Source organism: Terriglobia bacterium (genome assembly GCA_020072565.1).
Lineage (GTDB): Bacteria > Acidobacteriota > UBA6911 > UBA6911 > UBA6911 > JAFNAG01.
Genome location: JAIQGI010000003.1, coordinates 176,163 through 199,291, shown reverse-complemented (window position 1 = coordinate 199,291; position 23,129 = coordinate 176,163). Strand labels below are relative to the sequence as shown.

The following is a 23,129-nucleotide window of genomic DNA, read 5'->3' as shown; positions in this document are numbered from 1 at the left end:
GTTCCTTATCTCCTGCCGAGGGCAGCCGGCAATTTTTCGAAGATGTCTCCAAATCCGCCGTTCGACAGGATCACGATTACGTCACCCCTGCGCGCTTCCGCGCAGACCTGTCGAATTATACCTTCCACGCCGTCGAGATTCCAGGCGGCACGGCCCATCGATTGCAGCTCCTGGATCAGCTGAGCCATGTCGAGCCTTTCCCCGTCGGGCACTCTCTCGGGCTTGAACAGAGGCGGCATTGCGATGCAATCGGCCTCGGCCAGGGCACCGGCGATCTCCCGCTGGAAAACGTTCCGCCGGCTCGTGGCTGAACGCGGCTCGTAGATCGCCCAGAGACGCACAGGCCGGAGGGCAGCGCGCACGGCCTGCAGGGTTTCGCGCACTGCCGTCGGGTGGTGCGCGAAATCCTCGTAGATGCGGATCCCCCCCACGTCGGAGAGCAATTGCAGGCGGCGGCGGACCCCGCGGAACTGCTCCAGGCCGTCGCGAATATCGTCCTCCGGCACTCCCAGGCGATGCAGAATCGCAGTAGCGGCCAGGACGTTGCGGACGTTGAAGGCGCCGCATAACCCGAGACGCACTTTGCGGAAGAGTTTCTTATGGTAAAGGATGTCGAAGCAGAGACGGTCATCTTCGTACCTGATGTCGCGCGCGGTCCAGTCGCAGTCTTGATTCAGACCAAAGGTCTCCTTCATGCACAGGGAGCCGGAGCTCACCTGCCGGGCGTCCGGGCTGTCGGCGCCGACGGCCAGGTACCCGCGCCCCGGGATAAGGTTCACCAGGCGCCGGAACTGCAGGCACACCGCCTCCAGATCCGGGTAGATGTCCGCATGGTCGAACTCGACGTTGCCGATCACCACCACGTCCGGCAGATAGTGCAGAAACTTGGGGCCCTTGTCGAAAAAGGCCGAGTCATACTCGTCTCCTTCGATCACAAAATGCCGTCCACCACCCAGCCCGTAACTGGACTGGAAGTTCTCGGCGATTCCTCCGATCAAAAAATCAGGCTGGAAACCGGCCGAGTGAAGAACCCAGGCGATCATGGATGTGGTCGTCGTTTTGCCATGAGTGCCGGCCACGACGACCGAGGTCTTCGTCCGGAGGAAGAACTCCTTCACTGCTTCGGGAAACGAAGTGTGGGGGATCTTGAAGTTCAGGAGGTACTCGACCTCCGGATTGCCGCGCGATACGGCATTCCCCACCACGGCCAGATCGGGAGCCGGCTCCATATTGGCAAGGTTGAAACCCTGCGTCACGCGGATCTTCTTTCCCGCGAGAAACTCGCTCATCGGCGGGTAGACGCCCTCATCGGACCCCGTGACCTCAAAGCCGCGCTCCTGGAGCATGGCCGCGAGCGTGGCCATGCCGGTGCCGCAGATACCGATGAAATGAATGCGACGGATTTTATCGACGGTGATCATAACGCCCGCAATTGTACCTGAACCACAAAATACACGAAATACATGAAAACGGCTTCCGCGTGCTTCCCGGTTCCGTGAGATTATGATAAATAAGGAGCCATGGAATTTCTCCTTGTGACCGGGGACGAACGTCTGCCGCGCGACGAGCGCAAGATCGAGCGGCTCTGCCAGAGCTTCGACATGGACTGCACGGATCTGAACCATGAAGCCTGCTGGCGCGGCGCGCGCGGCGTCATGCCGTGCTGCGGCCTCGAAGTCGAGTTTGAGCGCGAACGCGGGATCTGCCCCTTTCTATGGCTCGAAGAGAACGCTAGGGGGATCACCGTACGGGGATGGCTTCCTGAATGAACCAATCGTGAAAATCCGCCGTCTATGGATTCGGCGTCGATCCGTCGGCGGCCGATCTTGCTTGAGTTTCCAGCCGTCGTCGGTTCCAAATATCGTCCGGGTCACTTTGGCTTGGAGAGACCGGCATTTACGGCACGAGATACAGTCCATGCACCTTCGGCTGGTCGCACGTACAGTTTCCCGGCTGGGCCTGGTCGCCCTGCTGGCACTCCCGTTGATCGCCTCTCTGGGGAAAGCCTGACCGAACTTTGATCCGATGCGCCGCCGATTCCGACACCGAAGGCCTGTATGATTGCAGCTGGGTGGGAGGTTTTCATGCGTGGGCGATTTCAGGTCGTTACGATGCGGTTCGTTCTCATCGTCCTGGCGGCGCTTCCACTCCTTTATTCCCAGACTATCCAGCCACAGCGGGGCCAAGCGGTGTATGTCCTGGCGGCGCGGGACTCGCACCTGTTTACCATGTGTCCCACCACGGAGGCGGTAAGCTTCCTGGACGGCAAAACCTGGAAATCAAACGGCAACGCCCGGGTTGTGTATCCATCCGAGAATGAGGCGGTTTTCACGTTTTTTGACGAAAACGGTTCGCTCACGAACATTCTGCCGCTGCCGGCCGCGGGCGCAGGCGTTGCGGCAACGAGGCCGGTGCCGGGCCGTGCCGAACTGGACCGGGTGGCGCCGGACCCGGACATCAAGCAAAGGATCGAGAAGGAATTCCTCAAGCGGAAGGAGTACGTGATCGTCGACTCGCCCGGCAAGGCGGATCTGGTGTTTCTTGCGGAAGGGACCTATCTCCCCATGATGATCGGGACGCTTTCAGCTCCGAACTCGCTGGTTTTCGCGCCCCGGGGAGACAACAAGGCGGAGTTTCTGCAGACCGTTTTCGCTATCGTCGTTCCGGCAGCGGCCTTCAATCCAGAAGCCGTCCGGAGCGCCTCCCTGATGAACGCAAGGCTGTGGGAGGGATCGGTCACCTGGAAACGCACCCGCATGCCCAGGGGCGTGGAAATAGCTCCCGCGTCACCGGAGGCTGTGGCGGCGCAATTTCACAACAAGGAAAAGAGGCCCCCCAGCCATTTCCCGCTCTGTGCCGCTTCCGCCCAGACTTTGCGCATCGCAGGGACTCCATCGGTGGGCCGCGCGGCGGCTCCCGAATTGAAAACGGATCCCGTCCTGCCGCCGGCCTCCCCGACTCTAGCGGAGAAACCGGCGGGCGAAAGCCAGGCGTTTCGGGTCGATGTCACCCTGGTCACGGTGCCGGTGATGGTGATGGACCAGGACGGGAAGTATGTCTCGGATCTGAATTATTCCGACTTTCACGTGTTCGAAGACGGCGTCGAACAAAAGATCGACCGCATCATCCCCGAGGCGGAACCCTTTGATGTCGCCCTGATGCTCGATACCTCCACGAGCATGCGCCTCAAGGCCACCGAGATTCAAAAGGCGGCCCTGGCCTTCGCCGGCGCCATACGCCCGGATGACAGGCTCATGGTTGTCTCGTTCGACAACCGGATCTATGTGCACTCCGAACCGACTGCCGACCGGCTCCAGCTGCGCGCCGCCATTTCACTGTTGCGGCCTGACGAAGGGACGCGGCTCTTCGATGCCGTCGACCTGGTTCTCGCGGATCGACTGGACGCGATCCGGGGGCGGAAGGCGATCCTGCTGTTTACCGACGGTGTGGACACGCGCAGCCGGATCGCCGGCTCGGTCGGCACGCTGGCGGCCGCAGAAGAGTCCAACGTGCTCGTATACGGAATCCAGTATGACACCAGCAAGGAAAGCGGTCTGAAACCCTTCCCGGGAGTCTCCTCCTGGGTCGTGCTTCCCGAAGACATTCGCAACAACAGCGAGCGCTACCGGCGCGCCGACAAATACCTCCTCAGCCTGTGCGACGGCAGCGGCGGCGAACTCTATGTCGCGCAACCCGGGGCCGACCCGGGTGAGGTCTTCGCCCGCATCGCCGAACAGCTGCGCCACCAGTTCACGCTCTGCTACTACCCCTCCGATTCAAAAAAGGACGGGGCTTTCCACCGCCTCCGCGTTGAGGTCGACTGCCCCGGAGTCAAGGTCCGGGCGCGAACCGGCTATCGCGCGCCCGCGAATAACAAGCGCTGACCTGCTGATGGTTGGAAGGAATCAGCGATTCTCTTGAGCGGGCTTTTTCGCAGGCCTCCTCAAGCTCATCGCCTTGGGCCGCGCGTGCCTGGGCTCATAGATGCCGAGCTTTCCGCCGCCCGGAAGCGTCACCATGGTGAGCGATCCCCAGCCCCGGTCCTGCACCGGGCTGCAGGCGATGCCACACTTTTTCATCTCTGCGACGAGCACGCCGACGTCGTCGCACATCAGATAGAACTCGTGCACGTCGTTTTTGCTGGACGGATGCACGGCGACTTCTGCGGGCGGCAATCCGAAGATCAGCCAGCCGCCGCCCGCATCAATGTTCACCAGCCGGAGCGTGTCGCGCAGGAAAGCACGGTCGGCATCGGGATTCGTGCTGTAAATGATCGAGTGTACTCCGATGATCATGGTATAGCCCCCTGCGCCCGCTAAATGGCGCTCGCTGCGATTCCGGTCCGAAAAAGGTGCGTCAGCATGCAATTGGCAGCTACTTCTTTTCCCCATGCTCGCGAGGTGGGTATTCTCCCGATTTTGTAATCAACTCCTTGTACGGGCTGTTCCAGCTCTTGAGGAAAATGTTTGAGAGCGCACCCGCGAGATTCGGGCTCGTGCACACAATCCCCAGGTTCCGGGAGCCGTAAAAATAGCTCTTTTCGCAATTGCTCGTCCCGAGCCAGAATTTCGCGCCGTCGGCGACAATGTATTTGCAGTGCTCCACTCGGGCGAACGGGATGTAACCGCCGGACCATTCCGGGATGGCGGTGAAGGCGACTTCGATGTTAGGCACTTCGGCCAGGTCCTTGAGCGCGGCCACGGCGGAGGACCCTTTCTCCCAATCCGAGACGATCATCCGAACCTTCACCCCGCGTTTCGCGGCCCGCCGCAGTGCATCATCGATCTCGGCATACCTGTCGCCCTGTCGATCGGCAGGGGAATAGGACAGAAACTGCAGCGAAAGCGATCGTTGGGAACCATCGACCAGTTCGACTATGGCACGCTCATCCCACAGTGCGGGGTCGGGAATGAAACCGAGCGGGCTGAAGGTGGGGCACAGGAATGCGACCTGCCCCTCGGCGCCGGCGACGCGGATGGGTATCCGGTAGGTTTTCCGGGGGACCGAGAAAGTCTTGATCGCTTCGGGTGCCAACGACGCGAGCCGCCAGTCGAGGTCAAAAACATCGCCGTAGGCGGCCGCGATCTGGCTGTCGCTGATGCGGAGGCCGAGTTCGTGGATGTGCTCCAAAGCCCGCCAGTCGAAATTCTGGCTGCCGACGAAGACCTCCCGGCCGTCGACGATGAAGTATTTGGCGTGTTGTATGCCCCCGGCAATGGGGCCGAAATCGATGCGGCGCACTTCAATGTTCGGGCGCTGCGCGAGTTTGTCGACGCTCGCCGGGTAGGTTCTGTACATGCGCGCGTCGACCAGGACCCGCACTTTCACGCCGCGGCCCGCGGCGGCATCGATGGCGGCGAGCACCGCCTCGAGCCGTTTCCCTGACTCGTCGGAGATGTAGTACTGTTCCAGGTCGAGCGTCTTGCGCGCGCGCCCGATCATCTCGAGCCACACCTCCTGGGTGTTGCGGATTTCGGGATTGTCCAGCGTGGTGCCCACGGGGATGCTCTCGACGATTTCGATGTCCGGCGCGGGAGCGGCCGGGACGCGGATCTGCGGCACAAGCAGCAGGAGGGCAATCAGGAGTTTCTTCATGGCAAGGCCTCTGTGAAGGGGAACGGACGCTGCGAACGGCGCCGCGAAACCCGCGCCGTCGACGGCGCGGGTTCCCATGGATGCGCTGTTCAGCCGGCGCCGTCACTTTTTCGGATACGGCGGCTTCGGCGTGAAGGTGAAGGGCTTCTCCTTGATCTGCTGCATCAGGACCTCGATGGCTTTGTCGAGCTGCAAGTCCTTGCCGGCCGTGGCCGACGCGGGATCGTTGTCGAGCAGGATGTCGGGATCGAAGCCGTGGTTTTCGATCCACCACTTGCCTTCGCGCCCGTAAAAGGCGTTGTTCGACTGCTCCACCGCGCCGTTGTCGATCGTCCTCTGCCGGTTCACGATGCCGACCAGACCGCCCCACGTCGGCACGCCGATCACCGTCCCCAGCTTGCGCGCCCGGAAGTGCTCCAGGAACGCCTCGCCGTCAGACCCGTCGTATTCGTTGGTGACGACCGCAATCGGCCCGGTGGTAACGGAACCGGGGTAGCGGAACGGCTCCATGCCGCGCAGGTTGTTGTACGCCACCATCTGGCGCTCGAGCTTGTCGATGAGGAAATACTCGGTCCAGCCTCCGCCGTTGCCGCGCACGTCGATGATCAGCCCCTTCTGGTAGCGAAAGGCGCGCCAGAACTTGTCGAACTGGCCGATGTTGTCGGTGCTCATCGCCTGGATGTGCATGTAGCCGAGTTCGCCGTTCGACGCCGCCAGCACCTTGTCGATGTTGTCGGCAAGCCAGCGGTTGTAGCGCAACGCCGACTCCGAGCGGATCGGCTCGACCTCGAAGACCCTCGTGGGGGTGCCTGCCGGGCTGCTGCCGACTGTGATCGACACCTTCTGGCCGCGCGTCACCTGCAGGTGCCGGTGGGGGTTGTCGGGCGCCTTCACGGCCTGCCCGTCGATGGCGAGCAGGTACTCGCCTTCCTTGAGATCGATGTCGGGCCTGACGAGCGGCGCCGTGAGATCCCGGTTGTAGTTCGTCGGTCCGAGGATTTTCGCGAACCTGTAATAACCGCTGGCATCTGGCGCGAAGTCCGCGCCCAGCAGGCCGGTGTAGACCGGGTTGGCCGGCGCCTGCGCCTGCGGGCTGAAGTCGCCGCCCGAGATGTAGGTGTGGGACACGCACAATTCGCCCACCATCTGCGACAGGAGCCAGTTCAAATCGGTGCGGCTCGAGAGGTCGGCCACCCAACCCCGGTAGGTTTCGCCCATCTTTTTCCAGTCGCGGCCGTGCATGCCGGCGTCGTAGAAAAAGTCGCGGTACCAGCGCCAGGTGTCGTCGAAAATCTGCAGCCACTCATCCATCGGCTTGTAGCGGTAGCTGAGGCGGTCAAGCGCGACCTGGGTTCCGAGCGATTTCGTGTTTGCCGCAAGCCTGTCCACCGGGCTCAGGGTGAACTGGCCACCCTTCTGGATGATGGCGTGGAGGCGGTTGGCCGAGAGCCGCCAGTCGCTGACGGTCGCATCCATCGCCACGTCCCGCTGCGAAGACATGTTGAAGACGTGCAGCGACCACTGGTCCGCGCCCGATGGCTTGAAGATCTCCTCCATTTCCGTCTCGCCCCAGTTGCCCGGCAGCGCGGCGAACGTCACCATCCCCTTGCCGGCTTTCAGGTAGAAGTAGTTTCCGGACGGGATCGGCAGCGGGAACACGCGCTTTTCGATGCCGGTAAGGTCGATGCGGAACAGCTCATCCTTCCCGGGCGCCGCGCTTTTGTCGAACGGCGGCTTCTGACCCGCCTTGAGCTGCACGGCCATCACCTGGACGGGGCTCGGAATGACGTGGTTGTCCTCTAAAATGTCGAGCTGGGTTGTGAAGTTACGGTACGAGAGGAAGTAGAGATAGTCCCCGTTGGCGTCAAACGACGGGTTGAGCGAATCGTAGAAGCCGTCCGTGACGGCGAAGCTCTTGCCCTGTTCGAGGCTGTACAGGAAAACCTTGTTGTTGCGGTTGAACTGCACGAACGAGTACGTGATCCAACGGCTGTCGGGGGACCAGGAGTAGTCGCTCACCTCCCAGAAGAACTCGTCGTTCTTGAGCTGGTTGGAGGAGGCGACCTTCACGATCTTCTTGGTCGCGACATCGAGGTAGAAGATCGAGAAGTCCTTGTCGCCGTATAGGATTTTGCTGCCGTCGGGGGACCATTCGAGGTGGTACACGGCGCGGTCGAGCGTCGTGGTCAGCGGCTCCCACGGCCGGTCTCCGGAGATGTCCGTCAGGTACATCTGGTAGTCGCCGGTCTTGTCCGAATAGAACGCGACGCGCTTGCCGTCGGGGGAGATCTGCGGGAACCGCTCGCGCGTCGCCGGCGTGCCGGTCAGGTTCCTGGGCGGCTGCGAATCGTCTGTGGGCACGACGTAGATGTCGCCGCGGGCTTCGAACACGGCGGTCTTACCGTCGTTCGACACGGCCATGGTCTGGATGAAGTCGCGCGGGTTCACGGTGCGCTCGCGCAGCTGCCAGCGGTCGCTCGGGATATCCACTGCGATCTTCCGGTCGGCGTTGGTGGCCGCATCGAGCACGTGCAGGTAGCCCGCCTGCATGTACACGATGCGCTTGCCGTCGGTCGACGGCATCTGCACGTCGAAATCGGCGTACTTGGTGACCTGGTCGACTTTCCTGCCGGCGAAGTCGTAGGTGTACAGGTTGGCGATGCCGTTCGGCCCGCGGTCGGACGCGAAGTACATGCGGTTGCCGACCCACATCGGGTAGGCGTTCTTGCCGACGTAGTCGGTGAGCGGGGTGAACTTTTTACTGCTGAAGTCGTACATCCAGACGTCGGTATACTGCCCGCCCTTGTAGCGCTTCCAGTAGTACTCCTCGTTGCCGCGCCGGTTGTACACCATTTTGCTGCCGTCGGGCGAGAACGAACAGAGGATGCCCCGTTCGACCGGGAGCGGCTCAGGCAGCTCACCTTCGGGAGAGACGGCATAGAGCCTGACGATGGTGCGATAGTTCGCTTCCTGGCCGGCACGGTAAATGATCTTTTTCCCGTCCGGCGACCACCCGACCGCCTGGACGCCTACCCCGTTCCAGGTCACGCGGCTCGGCGCGCCGCCGTCGACCGGAATCACATAGATAGCCGACGCACCGTCGTAGCTGCCTGTGAACGCGATCCACTTGCCGTCGCGCGAGAGCTTGGCCGCATCCTCCGTCCCCGGATAATTCGTCAGCCGGCGCGCGGGTCCTCCGGCCGTGCTCACCGAAAACAGGTCGCCTTCGTAGCTGAAGACGACGGTGTCGCCGTTGATGTCGGGGTAATGCATGAAACGGCCCGGCACGCCGGCGAACGCGACCGTGGTAACGAACAGAACGCTTGCGACGATCATGAGAGCGGTGCGTCTCATAACGACTCCTTTGTCTGACTGGTGAACGCGATTCGTGATTCAGATGCGGTCAGAGATCGGCATCGACTTCGCACGCAGATTATCGTCAAGTCAGGACACCTGGTCAAATGCGATCTCCATCCTCACCGTGAAACCCCGGACGCTCACCTGTTCCGGCCGCGGAGTCGGCCGCTGGAATGCCGGTCGCTGATTTGACTACCCCCTCTGTTCGCGCTACGTTTATTCGGGATAGGTGGGATGATGAAAGAAGACTTTCCGCAAGACCTTGCGGGGCTGAAGAGCAGTCCCTTCCACGAAATCCATGCGCACGGGCGCAGCGTCAAGGCGGAAATGCGCGCCAACCTGCTGGCGCTGCTCCGGAAAAAAGAGAGGCTGTTCCCGGGGATCATCGGCTACGACGACACGGTGACACCGCAGATCGTCAACGCCATTCTCAGCAGGCACAACATGATCCTCCTCGGGCTGCGCGGGCAGGCTAAGAGCAGGATCCTGCGATCCTTGACGGCGCTGCTGGATGATTGGATTCCAGAAATTGCGGGCTGTGAGATCCACGACTCGCCCTATGCGCCCATCTGCCGCTCGTGCCGCGAGCGCCTCGAGACAGTGGGCGACCGGCTGCCGATTCGATTCCTTCACCGCAACCAGCGCTATGTCGAAAAGCTGGCGACGCCCGATGTCACGATCGCCGACATGATCGGAGACATTGATCCCATCCGCGCGGCCAAGGGTGGGTTGGACCTGTCGGACGAAATGACCATCCACTATGGGCTCGTGCCGCGCGCCAATCGCGGCATTTTTGCACTCAACGAGCTGCCGGACCTTGCAGGCAAGATCCAGGTGGGGCTGCTCAACATCCTTCAGGAAGGTGATGTTCAGATCAAAGGCTACCCGCTGCGCCTGCCTCTGGATCTGGTCATGGTCTTTTCCGCCAATCCCGAGGATTACACGGCGCGCGGCAAGATCATCACCCCGCTGAAGGACCGCATCGGGTCCGAGATCCGCACGCACTACCCGGTTTCGCTGGCAGAAGGGATGGCGATCACCCATCAGGAGGCCTGGCTGGCGCGCGATCCGCGCATCCCGTGCACGATTCCGGTGTTTGTAGCGGAAGTGGTCGAAGAGATCGCCTTCGGGGCGCGCAAGAGCCCGCACATCGACAAACGCAGCGGCGTGAGCCAGCGTCTTCCGATCACCTGCCTTGAAAATACCGTGTCGAATGCAGAGCGGCGCGCCTTTCTCCACCACGAGAAGTGCGTGGTTCCGCGCATCGGTGACATTTACGCGGCCATTCCGGCCTTGACCGGAAAGCTCGAGCTCGAATACGAGGGTGAACTGCGCGGCGCCGACACGATTGCGCGCGAGCTGATACGGGCTGCGATCGGCGAAGTGTTCGCCCGATACGCCGACGGGGACGATTTCCAGCACATCGTCGACTGGTTCGAGTTGGGGGGTTCGCTCGAGCTGCCGGACGACATGCCGAGCGCGGAATGCTTTGAGCAGTTTCGCGGCATACAGGGCCTGCTGGAGAAAGCGGACCAGCTTCTGGGCGCCGGACGCCACTCCTCAGACCAACGGAGTGCCGCGGCCGAGTTCATTCTGGAGGGATTGCACGCCCGCAAGAAGATCAGCCGCAGCGAGAACCGGATCTTCAAAGCGCTCGAAGGGCAGCGCGAGGGGTTTCTTGAGAACGCCGGCGACAATCGCAAGAAATGGAACTAGCGTGAAAGCCGTCACTTATGCGAAATACGCCGGCGAGAACTGGGACTCGCTCAGCCTGGAGGAATTGCTGAACAAGCTCTCGGACTATCTGCTGCAGTCCGGGTTCAACAGCCGCATCCTCGATGAATTCCGGGACTTCGACCGCGATCTGCAGTCACTGCACAATGCCATCCTCCAGGCGTTGCTGCAGCATTCGCTGATCCCGGAAGAGATGCGGCAGAAGGCTGAGGCTCAGGCCGAGGGCGGGAAACCCGGTGACTCCGAGGTTGCGCGTCTCGTCGAGTACCTGATCCAACGACTCTCAGACGAAGGTTACATCAAAGTGCGGCGCAGCAACAAACCCGTGACCGGAAAAGGAGCGCGCGCCCAGGAGTCGGTACGCGCGCGTTTCGAACTGACCGATAAGGCCCTCGACTTCCTGGGCTACAAAGCGCTCAGGAACCTTCTCGGATCCTTGGGTCGCTCCAGTTTCGGCCGCCATGACACGCGCGATCTGGACACCGGCATCGAGTCGACCGGAGTCAGCAGGCGCTACGAATTCGGCGACACCATGAACCTGGATGCGAGCGCGACCATTCTGAATTCGATCCGGCGCCGGGGATTGGCGCTGCCTCTGGACCTGGACTATCCCGACCTCGAGGTCCATCAGTGTGAATATCAATCGTCCTGTGCCACGGTCCTGATGCTCGACTGCAGCCACAGCATGATTCTGTACGGCGAGGATCGCTTCACGCCGGCCAAGAAGGTTTCCCTGGCGCTGGCGCATCTGATCCGCACGCAATACCCGGGTGATTCCCTGCACGTGGTGCTGTTTCACGATTCCGCGGAGGAAATTCCGCTTGCGCGGCTGGCGCGCGTCTAGGTCGGACCGTTCTACACCAACACTCGCGAGGGCCTGCGCCTCGCCCGGCGCATTCTGGCGTGCGAGCGCAAGGACATGCGCCAGATTATCATGATCACCGACGGCAAGCCTTCGGCGGTCACCGAGACGGACGGATCGATCTATCGCAATTCCTTCGGGCTTGATCCTTACGTTCTGGACCTGACCTTCCAGGAGGTGGGCCAATGCCGCAAGTCCAACATCCTCATCAACACTTTCATGCTGGCGCGAGACCATGATCTGGTGTCATTCGTCCAGCGCATCACGGAGATGTGCCACGGCAAGGCCTATTTCACGACGCCCAGCTCGCTCGGCCAGTACATCCTCATGGACTACATGCGAAAAAGAATGCAGCGGGTGCACTAAAACCTCGACGCAGAGGGATTTGAAGGTCAGCAACACGGGACACACGAGACAGGTTTCGTGGCTCCCGTTTTGGCTGCGGCCGCCGGGTGCGCTGCGGCGAATCTTCTCAGTACCTGCGGTAGTCGAGCATGGTGATCTCTTCCCGGATGCGGACCTTGAGGATAAGATCGCCGGCGACCATGTGCTCCGCAGCCGGCATGCCGCTGATGACGCGGCCGAAACAGGTGTAGCCGCCGTCGAGGTGGGGCTGCGGCGACAGTGTGATGAAGAACTGGCTCCCCCCCGTATCCTTCCCGGCCAGCGCCATCCCGACAGAGCCGCGCTCGAACGGGTGCATGTTGATCTCGCACCGGATCGCGTAGCCCGGGCCGCCTTCCTGGTCGTTGCGCGGGTCACCGCTCTGAATCACGAAATTAGGAACCACGCGCATGAAAGTGAGCCCGTCGAAGAATCCTTTCTTCGCGAGTGAGACGAAATTGGCCACGGTCAGGGGGGCATCCTCACGAAACAGCTCGATCTCGATCCGGCCGCGCGTCGTCTCGAGGACGGCCATAGTGCGATCCTGGCGTTCCGCCGCGGCCTGGATATAGGTTTGATCTGTTGCGGTGACGGCTGACGGTCCAGGATCTTCCGGGACGTCCGTGACACCTGCCTGCTTCAACAAACGGGCCGCCGCGATGCGGACATTGCGGGCACGATCCTGGAGCGCCGTCCGGAGGAAGGATCGAACATCCGCAGCACCGATCCAAGGTTCCAGCCGGGCGAAGATCGCGGCCCTGGTTTCCGGGTCCATACCGCCGCCGTTTGTGGAATACGCCAGCAGAATTGGCCTCCAGGGTGCGGGGGCTCCGGGAGGAGGCGAGTAGGCAGCAAGCGCGGCGCGCAGGACCACGCTGTCCTGCGAGGCGAGATAGGTTGGGAGAATCTCCTGCAGGTCCGGGGCTTGCGCGCGCGCCAGCGCCTGCAAAACCGCGGGGATCGCCAGGATGTCCGCGGTTGCTGCCTGACTTCCAGCTGCTTGCGCCAGCATCCGCTTCAGCTCGCTTTGCGCGCGCGGGCCGCCCAATTCACCCAGCGCTCCCGCCCACGCCCGCGCCCCTGCCGGGGTGTCGAACCGGGTTCCGGAAACCAGGCTGAAGAACCATTCCGGGTCCTTGCGCAACAGTCTGGCCAGCGCGATCACGGAGTTGTTCGCGACCGGGCCGGGCCGGCGCGCCAATTGTTGAAGCACACCGACGCTGTTTTCGGAACCGATGTTTCCCAACGCGGCCGCGGCCTGCACGGCGAAATTCAGCTGGTCGATCTGATCGGGATCGGATTCTCCCATGGGCGCGGCCCGAAGAGCCTCCTCAATGGCAGCTGCGGACCTGGGAGCTTTCAAGCTCACCAGGGCCTGCAGCGCGCTCACGCGCACCGGCAACGGCGTGGTGATTCCTTCAAGCCTCGGTTGCAGCAGCGGTTCCAGCACGGCTGCCAGCGCTGGATCTCCGCAAGTTCCCAAAGCACGAGCAGCATGGGCCCGCACTTCGGGGTCGGAGCTCCGAAGCAGGCGCCGCAGAACGGCGCGCGCCTCCGGGTCGCGCATGCGGTAGAGCGCATTGGCTACGCGCCATTGGATTTCGGGGTCGCCCAGGCCTGCGAGTCGTTCGAGCACGGGCCGGGCGGCGGTATTCGCTAACCGCATCAGGGCCGTGATTGCCAGGCTCAGGTACGTACGTTGCGGCGGTGATCCGTCATACGAGAGGCCCTCCAGGCGTTTGACGATTTCGAGCGCGTCCCCGGCCCGCCCGGCTTTGCCGAGGGCCTCGACGATGCGCATGCGGACGGCCATCGCCGGGTCATCCAGCAGCGCCCTGAGTTCACCGGCGGCGCGCTCATCGGCCGGTCGTCCCTCGTTCCGAAGCAGGTCGCGATCCTCGGCCTCGCCCACGGCGAAGGCAGCCGCCGCGCGGACCGCGGCATATCGGGAATGCAGCGCTTCATAGAGCCAGGGCAACGCCCTGCGATCTCCGATGCGACCCAATGCCAGAGCGCACCATTGCTGCTCCTGAGGTTCGGACGTATCCCGCAGGTGGACGGGGAAGAACGCATCGTTGCCAAGATTGCGATGGTCTTCGCGCTTGACGATTTCCGCGAACACCAGATTCCGCTCCGCCTGATCCGGCCGCAGCGGACGGCGTCCGCAAGCGACGGCCGTGCCGCACAGGACTGTCATCAATAACAGGGTAATCGGCTTCTTCATGATCGATTCATTCCCGGTGTGCGATTGACGTATGTTGAGACGCCCGAACTCAGAGAAGATTTTCGGGAGTCTTCGCGTCCTGGAGTTTTGGAGGTTCGAGACCACGCCTACTTGTACTTGAGACCGGTGATCTGGATTTCAACGCGCTTCGGGTTCCATAACTGTTCGACCGACTCGACCCCGAAATGGAAAGTACGTTTTTCCAGGGGTTCCATGGGGCGGTTGTCGAGGCCGACGCCCGGACGCAGCGGTGTGCGGATCACTTCTTTCGATAGCTTGTCGTAGACATCATAAAGAGTGACGCGCATTTCCAGCGCTTCGAGCTTGCGACTGCCCTCGTTGGCGATGATTCCGTCGATCAGGGCAAACCGCGGCCCCGCCATGGGGATGCCGATGCTGGCTTTGACATTCTCGATATGGACCCTGTCCTTGTAGGCTTCGAAATCCGGATCGCCCGGATGTGCCATGCCGGGAACGGCGACGGGGACACCGGCCTCTTTGGGCGGGGGATTGTTTTTCTGATAACGCACGATGAAAAAAACCGCGGCCAGAGCCACGGCGGCCACTGCTATCGTGATCAGGAGCGTCACCGGACGCCGGTCGCGTTTGAATTCGGATGTAAACTCTGCCATTTTCCGCCTCCCTGTTTGCGGGTACGGAGCCGGGACAGGCTCGATCCAAGGGATCCAAACCGCAAAGTCAACTTCCGCTAACCACCATCTTGCCGATCAGCAGGGTCGGGGCGAAGATCTCACCCAGGGCCAGAAGATCATTGCCGACGGCTTCGACGCTTGTCAACATGTCTTTCAAGTTGCCGGCGACGGTTATCTCCTCGACCGGAAAAGCCAGTCGGCCCCCGTCGATCCAGATGCCGGCGGCTCCCTGGCTGAAGTTTCCGGACACGAGATTCACTCCGAATCCGATCAGGTCCGTCACATAGAGTCCGTTCTTTACCGTGGCGATGATCTCGTCGGGAGTCGCCGTACCGGCTTCCAGGAAAAAATTGGACGGACCGGCCGCAGGCGCGCCGTGCAGGGGACGATTCGAATTGGCCGTCGAGCGCAGGCCCAGCTTGCGCGCCGTGTAGGAATCCAGCAGGAAACTTTCGAGCACACCGGCGCGGACCACCGACGTAGTCTGTGAGGGGACACCTTCAGCGTCAAAGGGACGCGATCCGAGTCCGCCCGGCAGGAGCGCGTCGTCGCAGATGGTCACCAGCGGAGAGGCAACTCGTGCTCCGAGCTTGCCCGCAAGAAAGGACGTCTTGCGCACCAGCGCGGTTCCTGAGACTGCGTCCGCGAGGTGCCTGAGAAGCGCGGCGGCCGTGAGCGGATCGAAGACGACGGGGACACTGCACGTGGACACCCGGCGCGCGCCCAGGCGGCGCAACACGCGCCGGGCAGCCTCGGCTCCTACCTCCTGCGGCGGTTGCAGCCGCTTCAGGTCGGGATGAGTGGTGAGCCAGTAATCCCGCTGTTTTTGCCCATCCGATTCAGCAAGGGGCGCAGCGTAGAGGGTACATACACTCCTGTCATAGCTTGCGCACACTCCGGCCGAATTGGCGTACGTCACAGTTGCGACCGAATCGGAGAACCCTGCTCCTTCCGAGTTGTTGATGCGCGGATCGCACTGGAGCGCTGCTTGTTCGCACGTCCGAGCCCATGCGATCTTCTGGTCGGCGGGAAGCCCGTCGGCGGCCGGGAAGAAGAGGTGCAGTTGCGGGACATCCCGCGCATAGAGATCCTGCTCTGGGATCCCTGCAGCCGGGTCCTCGCCTGCGGCCCGAGCCATGTCGCAGGTGTCGCAAACCATCTGGTGAAGACTGGCTGCCGAGAAGTCGGACGTGGAGGAAATCGCGCAGCGTGTTCCCTGGAAGATCCGCATGCCGAGCCTTCGGGAACCGGCTTGAACCAGCTTCTCGACGGCTCCCAGACGCACCACGGTGGAAAATTCCCGGCCCTCATGAATGAGAACTTCCGCAGTGACGGCGCCGGCCTGCATCGCCTCCTCGACTACTTGTCGAGCCAGTTCCCGACGGTCCTGAACCCCTGGGATCACGGCCACATCCTCTTCCAATTGGAGTTTTGACGAGGCAGTCGGAGTGTGCAAGCTTGCTTGCACCTTCGTTTCCTGCGTCCTGTATGACTCCGCGGGAAGGCGGAAGCATGCTGCGCACTCCAAGGGCTGCGTCGCCGGCTCGCCCGTTATCGGGCAACTTTCACCTCCGGGTTCCTCCCACGGTGATCTCGCTGATCTTAAGCGTCGGGGTTCCCACTCCCACTGCGACGCTCTGGCCGTCTTTGTTGCAGGTGCCGAGGCCTTCATCCAAGGCGAGGTCGTTCCCGACCATAGTCACGCGAGTCAGGACTTCCGGGCCATTTCCGATCAGGGTCGCTCCTTTGACAGGTGCGGCGATGCGGCCCTCCTCGATGATATAGGCCTCGGAGGCCGAAAAGACGAACTTGCCGTTGGTGATATCCACCTGCCCCCCGCCGAAGTCTACCGCGTACAGTCCCCTGTCGACGGATCGGATGATCTCTTCGGGATCGCTCGAGCCCGAAAGCATGAATGTATTGGTCATGCGTGGCATCGGTGCGAAAGCATAGCTTTCGCGCCTGCCGTTGCCGGTGGCCGGAGTTCCAGCCAATCTTGAACTCAGGGCATCCTGCAAGTACTGCCGGAGAATCCCGTCCTCTATCAGGACAGTCCGGTTCGTAGGATTGCCCTCATCGTCCACATTGAGTGACCCCCTTCGACCCGGCAGGGTTCCATCATCCACCACCGAACACAGCTCGGAAGCGACCCGCTGGCCGATGCGCCCCGAAAAGGCGGAGAGGTTCTTGCGGCTGAAGTCGGCCTCGAGCCCATGCCCCACAGCCTCATGAAGCAGAATTCCCGGCCAGCCCGGCCCGAGCACCACCGGCATGGGGCCGGCAGGGGCCTCGCCGGCATCGAGCAAAAGCACGGCCTGTCGCGCCGCATTGCGCGCGAAATAGGCCGGCGGCTTCGACTCAAAGAACTCAAGCCCAATGCGCCCGCCGCCCCCTTTGATGCCGATCTGACGTTCGCCGTTCTTACCCGCGACACATGAGACCTGGAGCACCGAGAGCGGCTGCACGTCGGTGACCGCGGCTCCCTCGGAACTGTATACCAGGATGTGCTTTATCTCATTTGCGAGTACGACGCGCACCTCGACGACGTGCGGGTCATATGCGCGCGCCGCCCGGTTGGCCTCCTCGAGCAGAAGGAGCTTGGGCGGCAGTTCAAGATTCACGAGGGGATGAGCAACCGGATACAGATTGTGCGGAGGTCTGCGGTAGGCAACATGCGGATGGCTGGAGGAACCGGCGTCGTGCGCGATGGCAGCCGCTACGGCGGCGGCCGGAAGCATTTCGTTCATCTCGAGGCTGTCGGCGGAGGCGGAGCCGGTCTTATCTCCGACGACCACGCGCACCCCTATTCCCTGAAATATGTTTTTCGTGGCGCTCTTGAGCATCCCCTCTTCCAGCGCCAGCATATCTCTCGTTCGGTATTCCAGGTACAAGTCGGCATAATCCCCCCCTTTGTCGAGCGCGGCGCACAGAAGTCGGTCCAGGTCCCGCTGGGTGATGCCGAAGCGGCCGGCGAAAATGCTCCCGGGATCGAGCCTGCTGTCAGTCATGCATAACACTCTGGGGAGGGCACAACGCAAATTGTTCGAAGTAAGATTATAGCAGATGCGCGAGGCGCCCAGGCATTGCCTTGTCGCTATAGCGACTATTATGATAGGCTTCGAATCTTCAGGATAATAAATATGAAGACGAAATCCGGTACGAGTTTCCTATTTGTCCTGCTGGCTGTTTTTGCCACAAATGCCTACGCGGCACCCGCGCAGAAATCCCTGGTGTTTCCGGAATTGACCCGCAAGATGCTCTTGAACGAGTTGCAGATCTATGTGGCGTCGACCCCAAACCTCGGCAACACGATGACGATCGGGCTGGTGCTCCGATATGGCTCGACCTTTGATCGTGCCAACAAGGGAGGTGAAGCCTACCTCACTTCCCAGATGATCGGGAAAGCGACGCTGGACAGAACCGCCAAAGACATCCAGGATGAGCTGGATTACCTCGGGGCCAGCCTGGAAGTTCGCTGTGATTGGGACGGGATTCGCCTGCTGCTGAGGGGGCAAAGCGAGACATACGAGCGCTGCCTGCTGCTTCTCTATCAGATTGTGGGCGAGGCGAAGTTCAACGAGGATGATTTCATCAAGGTCCAGGGCTCCATAATCCGGCAACTCCAAGCGCCGGAGGATCCGCGGCAGCGGGTGCGCAGCCAACTTGAGGCCGAACTCTTCCGGGGGACGACTTACGGCAGGCCTCTGGGGGGAACGCTGGCCACGGTGCAAAACATCGCGGTCGGCGACGTGCGCTACTTCTATCGCCGGTTTTTTTCCCCCGATCAGGCTGCTCTCGTTGTGGTGGGCTCGGCGCCTCCAGTGGAAATCGTGCAGAAGGCCAGCCGCATTTGGGGCATCTGGGTCCGTAACGATGAGATTCCCTTTACCTTCCTGCCGGCCAGTGAGCCCGCGGGGCGCAATATTTTCTTGGAAGACGAGCCGGGTTCTCCAGCCGCCCAGTACATTCTGGGCAATTTCTGGCCGAGGCGCGAGGATCCTGTGTACTATTCCGGGATTTTGGCCACGCGCCTGCTCCAGGAACGTCTCACCAAAGCTCTTCCCACCTCGCAGCTGACGGTAGGTGCGCAGGGGCGCAGGCTGGAGGGACCCTTCTACATTCAAGGTCAGGCTGCAGCGGATCAGGCGGTCGGCGAGATCGACAAAATAATCGATGCCGTGGAAGCCTTCAAGGATACTGAAGTCAGCGCCGCAGAGGTAACCAGAGCGCAGGATCAATGGATTGAGGAGTTTGGCAAGACGATCAGCTCTGCTGACGGCATCTGCAACGTTCTGCTCGACTCAGAACTCTACCGGCTCGGCATCAACTATCTCGTGACTTTCTCCGATTTCGTCCGGCGGAGCAGTCCCGCCACGGTGAAGGAAGCTGCAAAGCGCTGGCTTTTGCCCGGTGGCCTGATCCTGATCGTGCGTGGGCCTGCAGCCACACTCCGCCCGCAACTGGAATCCATGGGAACGGTTCAGCCCCTGAAGCGCTGACTCGTACCCCAGGAACCTCCCGGACCGTCAGAGCTTGCAGCCGTTTTTTCGAGAATTCAGCAGCCCTGGCGGATTTCCCTGGCTTGAACAAGAACGCGACCACATTCGTATCGTATATATATTGTGTCCGATTTCCAACAGCTGCCTGGGGTCTGGCATTCGGTCATTGCTCAGGTATAATTTGGCAGTATTGTTGCCGCTCGGGGCCTATCAGCTTTGACTGGCGTGAAAGGACTTTTCAGCTCAAGTGGCGACATTCCGGCGTTCCCCAGGTTTCGAATGTCGGCAATGGGCTCGACAATCAAACTATGCCTGCACTCGATCACAACGGCTTCACCGCTCATGAGACAGCTTTCCGGTGAGTTTGAGCAGGTCGCCCGCCAGGCCCACAACCAGGATGGAATGATGCGGCGGAAAGTTCCATGACAGCTATCTTTGAGTTTTTATTCAAATACCGTCCTTTCCTGTTCGAAAAAGGCACGATCGCGCTCCGGCCGCCGTGGCCGATGCTGCTGACCTGGGTGCTGGCAGCAGCCGCGCTCGCAGTTTCGTGGTTTCTATACCGCCGCTCGGTGCGCACACTCCCGCCGTCATGGAAGTATATTCTGGCCGGTCTGCGCGCTGTGCCGCTCCTGGTTTTGATCGCGATTTTCCTGCAGCCGGTTCTCATTCTCCACTCTGTGATTCCGCAGAAAGGCTTTGTTGCCGTCGTCTACGATTTAAGCAAGAGCATGGAGATTCGGGACGGCTCCGGAGGGCAAGCGCGCCTGGAGGTCGAACGGCAACTGCTTCGTCCCGATGGCAATCCCATGCTGGATGAGCTGGCGCGCAAGTTTAAGGTCCGCTTTTTCCGCTTCTCGGGATCGGCGGAACGAGTCGAGAGTTTCCAGGATCAACCGAAGCACGGAAATGTCACCGATCTGGCACGCGCCTTGGATCAGGTGACCGGCGAACTCGGGAGCGCCCCGATTTCGGGTATCGTACTGATCACTGATGGTGCAGACAACCACTCGAAGGACCTCAATGCGACTGCGGCACAACTGCGCGCGCGCAACATTCCCGTGTATCCCATCGGGATTGGATCCCCGAGCTTCTCACGCGACACCGAAGTCCTGCGAGTGATCACGCCCAGGAAAGTGCTCAAAGATTCCTTGATTGAGGCGGATGTTGCGGTGCGTTCCAAAGGGTATGCCGGGCGCACGACGCGCCTCGTGGTCAAGGAAGGGGATCGCCTGGTTCACAGCCAGGAAATCATGCTTGGCAGTGACGATGAGGTAAAGACATTCAAGGTCAATTTCAGCAGCGAATCCGCGGGACCGAAGCTGTTCTCGTTCCGAGTCGAGCCCTTTCCGGATGAAGTGGTTTCGGAAAACAACGATCAGAGTGCCCTGGTGCGAGTGGAAAACGAGCAACCCTACCTGCTTTATACCGACGGCGAGCCGCGCTGGGCTTATGCCTTTCTCAGGCGATCCGTTCAGGACGACAAAAGTCTTCGTCTGGTGACGTTTTTGCGGCAGGCAAACGGCAAATTCACGCATCAGGGTGTTGATACTCAAGCTGGTCTGGAGAAGTCCTTTCCGGTCGACAAGCCTGAGCTGTTCAAATACAAAGGTCTCATTCTCGGGAGCGCCGAGGCGAGTTTCTTCACCTTCGATCAACTCCGCATGATTTCGGACTTCGTGAGCCAGCGGGGAGGGGGCCTGCTCATGATCGGAGGCAAGAATTCCTTCGGGCAGGGAGGCTATGTCAACACGCCGCTGGAGGATGCCCTTCCGATAGCCCTGCGTCCCGGCCAGGGAAATGCCCCTGTGCCCGGCTATCAGGACAGCGAGTTTAAGGCCGAGCTGACCAGCTACGGGCTGGAGCATCCGGCGACCCGGCTCTCAATGGACGAGCAGGCGAACAGGAAGAGATGGGCGGCCGCACCTCCGCTGGTCGGTATCAATCCGACGGGCGCGCCCAAGCCGGGCGCGACGGTCCTGGCTCAATCATCCGTGCGCGATGTGACCGGCCAGTATCCTGTGCTTCTTGCCTTTCAGCGCTTCGGCCGGGGTAAATCCATGGCACTGACGACCGACTCCACCTGGCGCTGGCGCATGGAGCAGGAGTATAAAAACAACTTCCACGACCTGTTCTGGAAGCAGCTGCTGCGCTGGCTGGTAAACGAGGTGCCCGATCAGGTCAACCTGGATACCGACAGGCATTCCTACTCTCCGGATGAGAGTGTGGTTGTGCGCGCGGAGGTGAACGACGAATCGTTCATGCGCCTCAACAACGCGCAGGTCACTGCGCGGGTGAGGGCTCCATCCGGCGCGTCAAGCACCGTGCCTCTCATCTGGGATCTGAGCAAAGAGGGGCAGTACTCGGCCACCTACAACGCGCAGGAGGAGGGGATCTACGAGGTGACGGCAGAGGCTTTCCGCGGCAGCCGAAGCTTGGGGATCGCCCGCGCCAACTTCCGCATCGCCGACTCCCTCGAGGAATACCACAATGCCAACCTGAATTCCGACCTGCTCAAGAAGCTCGCGGCCGATTCCGGCGGGCATTACTACACAGCGAGCGGCACGCGCACTCTGCCTGAGGACATCTCTTACTCTGACACGGGTGCGTCGCGCCTCGAGGAAAAAGAGCTCTGGGACATGCCGATTTTCTTCCTGCTGTTGGCGGGGGCCGCGTCGGCCGAGTGGATCCTGAGAAAGCGCAAGGGGCTTGCATGAGGACGCCGCCACAAGACTTGAACCGTGAAACACAGGGAAAGCTCCCCGGCTCTCTCGTGCCTTCCGTGTGCGTTGCGGTGTGTTGTTTGATACTTTTCAGCGGCATGCCGGCGCGGACGCAGAACAATCCGACGAGCGATGGGCGCTGGGCAGTCCTCGTGACCGGCATCAGCGGCGAGCCCGGCCTGCAGAAGGAGTACTTGCAGGAGCTGGTGAATCTGCGCGGCCTGCTGGAAGGCCCGCTGGGATTTCCCCCCAGCCATGTTATTGCCCTCTTCGACGACCCGAAGCTGGATCCCGCCCGCATCCAGTACCAGTCGAACCGGGAAAACCTGGAGAAGGTGTGCCGGGACATCGCGGGCCGTGGGGGTGAAGTCGACACGCTCTTTGTGTTCCTTGAAGGACATGGCGATGCTGACGGGAAGATGTACAGGCTCAATCTGGTCGGTCCCGATCCCACTTCTGTGGAGCTGGCGGCGATGTTCTATGCCATTCCGGCACAGCGCTACGTCATCGTCAATGCCACCAATTGCAGCGGTGCAAGCCTGGAAGCACTGGCAGGGAAGGGCAAGATCATTATTTCTGCGACCAGGAGTGGGAATGAAAAAAACCTGACTCATCTGGGGAGGTATTTCATCGAGGCGCTTGTCGACAACAATGCCGACGTCGACAAGAACGGGCGGGTTTCGATGTTCGAAGCGTACTCGTATGCGGCACGCAAGGTCGAAGAGCGCTACACGAAAGAGGGGAGCATGCAGTCGGAGCATCCGATGCTCAGCGACAACGGCGACGCGCAGGCGCTCTCTCTCGCAGACGCGGGGACGCGCAGCACCCTGCTGTCTCGCTCGGCTTACCTGGACCGCGGATCTCCACTCCTGCTTCAGGCGGATATGAGCCCCGAAGCCCAGGCGCTGGCCAAGGAAGCTCAGTCACTGGAAAAACAGGTCGAACAGCTGAAATCGATCAAGGATGAAATTCCCGAGGCGGAGTACGAAAAGAGGTTGGAGGCGCTCTTGCTGAAGCTGGCCGAGGTTCAGGCCAAACTCCGGAAAAAATAACATGGGACGGATGCAGATCTTCAAACCACGAAATATGCAAAGATGG

General features: G+C 61.3%; 14 protein-coding genes and 1 pseudogene. 7 read left to right on the top strand and 8 right to left on the bottom strand.

Going from position 1 to position 23,129, the window contains the following annotated elements; all coding sequences use genetic code 11:
- Positions 1 to 5: 5 nt before the first annotated feature.
- Positions 6 to 1,421 (bottom strand): UDP-N-acetylmuramate:L-alanyl-gamma-D-glutamyl-meso-diaminopimelate ligase, encoded by a 1,416-nt coding sequence (gene mpl, locus LAP85_02815; GenBank protein MBZ5495308.1) that lies wholly within the window; start codon positions 1,419 to 1,421, stop codon positions 6 to 8.
- A 99-nt stretch (positions 1,422 to 1,520) separates the two neighbouring features.
- Between mpl and LAP85_02810 the strand changes: the two genes are divergently transcribed.
- Both LAP85_02810 and LAP85_02805 read left to right on the top strand, forming a co-directional pair.
- Positions 1,521 to 1,769, top strand: a complete 249-nt coding sequence (locus LAP85_02810) for a hypothetical protein (protein MBZ5495307.1) — start codon at positions 1,521 to 1,523, stop codon at positions 1,767 to 1,769.
- Between the two features lie 315 nt (positions 1,770 to 2,084).
- A complete protein-coding gene (locus LAP85_02805) occupies positions 2,085 to 3,884 on the top strand; it encodes a VWA domain-containing protein (GenBank protein MBZ5495306.1) in 1,800 nt (599 codons plus the stop codon).
- Between the two features lie 21 nt (positions 3,885 to 3,905).
- Here LAP85_02805 and LAP85_02800 read toward each other — a convergent pair whose 3' ends face one another.
- From LAP85_02800 to LAP85_02790, 3 genes are all read right to left on the bottom strand, one after another.
- The gene (locus LAP85_02800; protein ID MBZ5495305.1) at positions 3,906 to 4,295 is read right to left on the bottom strand and encodes an extradiol dioxygenase; all 390 of its coding nucleotides are present in this window, start codon (positions 4,293 to 4,295) and stop codon (positions 3,906 to 3,908) included.
- A gap of 79 nt (positions 4,296 to 4,374) precedes the next feature.
- Entirely contained in the window at positions 4,375 to 5,595 is a 1,221-nt protein-coding gene (locus LAP85_02795) for a hypothetical protein (protein ID MBZ5495304.1), read from the bottom strand.
- Between the two features lie 102 nt (positions 5,596 to 5,697).
- Positions 5,698 to 8,949, bottom strand: a complete 3,252-nt coding sequence (locus tag LAP85_02790) for a PDZ domain-containing protein (protein ID MBZ5495303.1) — start codon at positions 8,947 to 8,949, stop codon at positions 5,698 to 5,700.
- A gap of 237 nt (positions 8,950 to 9,186) precedes the next feature.
- Between LAP85_02790 and LAP85_02785 the strand changes: the two genes are divergently transcribed.
- Both LAP85_02785 and LAP85_02780 read left to right on the top strand, forming a co-directional pair.
- Positions 9,187 to 10,668 carry a magnesium chelatase gene (locus tag LAP85_02785; GenBank protein MBZ5495302.1) on the top strand — a complete coding sequence of 494 codons (1,482 nt, stop codon included), beginning with the start codon at positions 9,187 to 9,189 and terminating at the stop codon, positions 10,666 to 10,668.
- A 1-nt stretch (position 10,669) separates the two neighbouring features.
- Positions 10,670 to 11,914, top strand: a pseudogene (locus tag LAP85_02780) (hypothetical protein).
- A 106-nt stretch (positions 11,915 to 12,020) separates the two neighbouring features.
- Here the strand turns inward: LAP85_02780 and LAP85_02775 are convergent.
- The 4 genes from LAP85_02775 to tldD form a co-directional block, all read right to left on the bottom strand.
- The gene (locus LAP85_02775) at positions 12,021 to 14,156 is read right to left on the bottom strand and encodes a peptidylprolyl isomerase (GenBank protein MBZ5495301.1); all 2,136 of its coding nucleotides are present in this window, start codon (positions 14,154 to 14,156) and stop codon (positions 12,021 to 12,023) included.
- 107 nt (positions 14,157 to 14,263) lie between these two features.
- Positions 14,264 to 14,788: a hypothetical protein gene (locus tag LAP85_02770; protein MBZ5495300.1), complete on the bottom strand. Its 525-nt coding sequence runs from the start codon at positions 14,786 to 14,788 to the stop codon at positions 14,264 to 14,266.
- A gap of 67 nt (positions 14,789 to 14,855) precedes the next feature.
- Positions 14,856 to 16,157 carry a TldD/PmbA family protein gene (locus LAP85_02765; GenBank protein MBZ5495299.1) on the bottom strand — a complete coding sequence of 434 codons (1,302 nt, stop codon included), beginning with the start codon at positions 16,155 to 16,157 and terminating at the stop codon, positions 14,856 to 14,858.
- Positions 16,158 to 16,374: 217 nt separating this feature from the next.
- Positions 16,375 to 17,817, bottom strand: a complete 1,443-nt coding sequence (gene tldD / locus LAP85_02760; GenBank protein MBZ5495298.1) for a metalloprotease TldD — start codon at positions 17,815 to 17,817, stop codon at positions 16,375 to 16,377.
- Positions 17,818 to 17,949: 132 nt separating this feature from the next.
- On the opposite strand from tldD, the gene LAP85_02755 reads away from it, so the two are divergent.
- The 3 genes from LAP85_02755 to LAP85_02745 all read left to right on the top strand — a co-directional run bounded on the left by LAP85_02755 (position 17,950) and on the right by LAP85_02745 (position 23,083).
- The gene (locus LAP85_02755) at positions 17,950 to 19,308 is read left to right on the top strand and encodes an insulinase family protein (protein MBZ5495297.1); all 1,359 of its coding nucleotides are present in this window, start codon (positions 17,950 to 17,952) and stop codon (positions 19,306 to 19,308) included.
- Positions 19,309 to 19,730: 422 nt separating this feature from the next.
- On the top strand, positions 19,731 to 22,025 hold the full coding sequence (locus LAP85_02750; protein MBZ5495296.1) for a glutamine amidotransferase: 2,295 nt from the start codon (positions 19,731 to 19,733) through the stop codon (positions 22,023 to 22,025).
- Positions 22,022 to 23,083 (top strand): hypothetical protein, encoded by a 1,062-nt coding sequence (locus LAP85_02745; GenBank protein MBZ5495295.1) that lies wholly within the window; start codon positions 22,022 to 22,024, stop codon positions 23,081 to 23,083. The genes LAP85_02750 and LAP85_02745 overlap by 4 nt, the downstream gene beginning before the upstream one ends.
- The last annotated feature ends 46 nt before the right edge of the window (positions 23,084 to 23,129 follow it).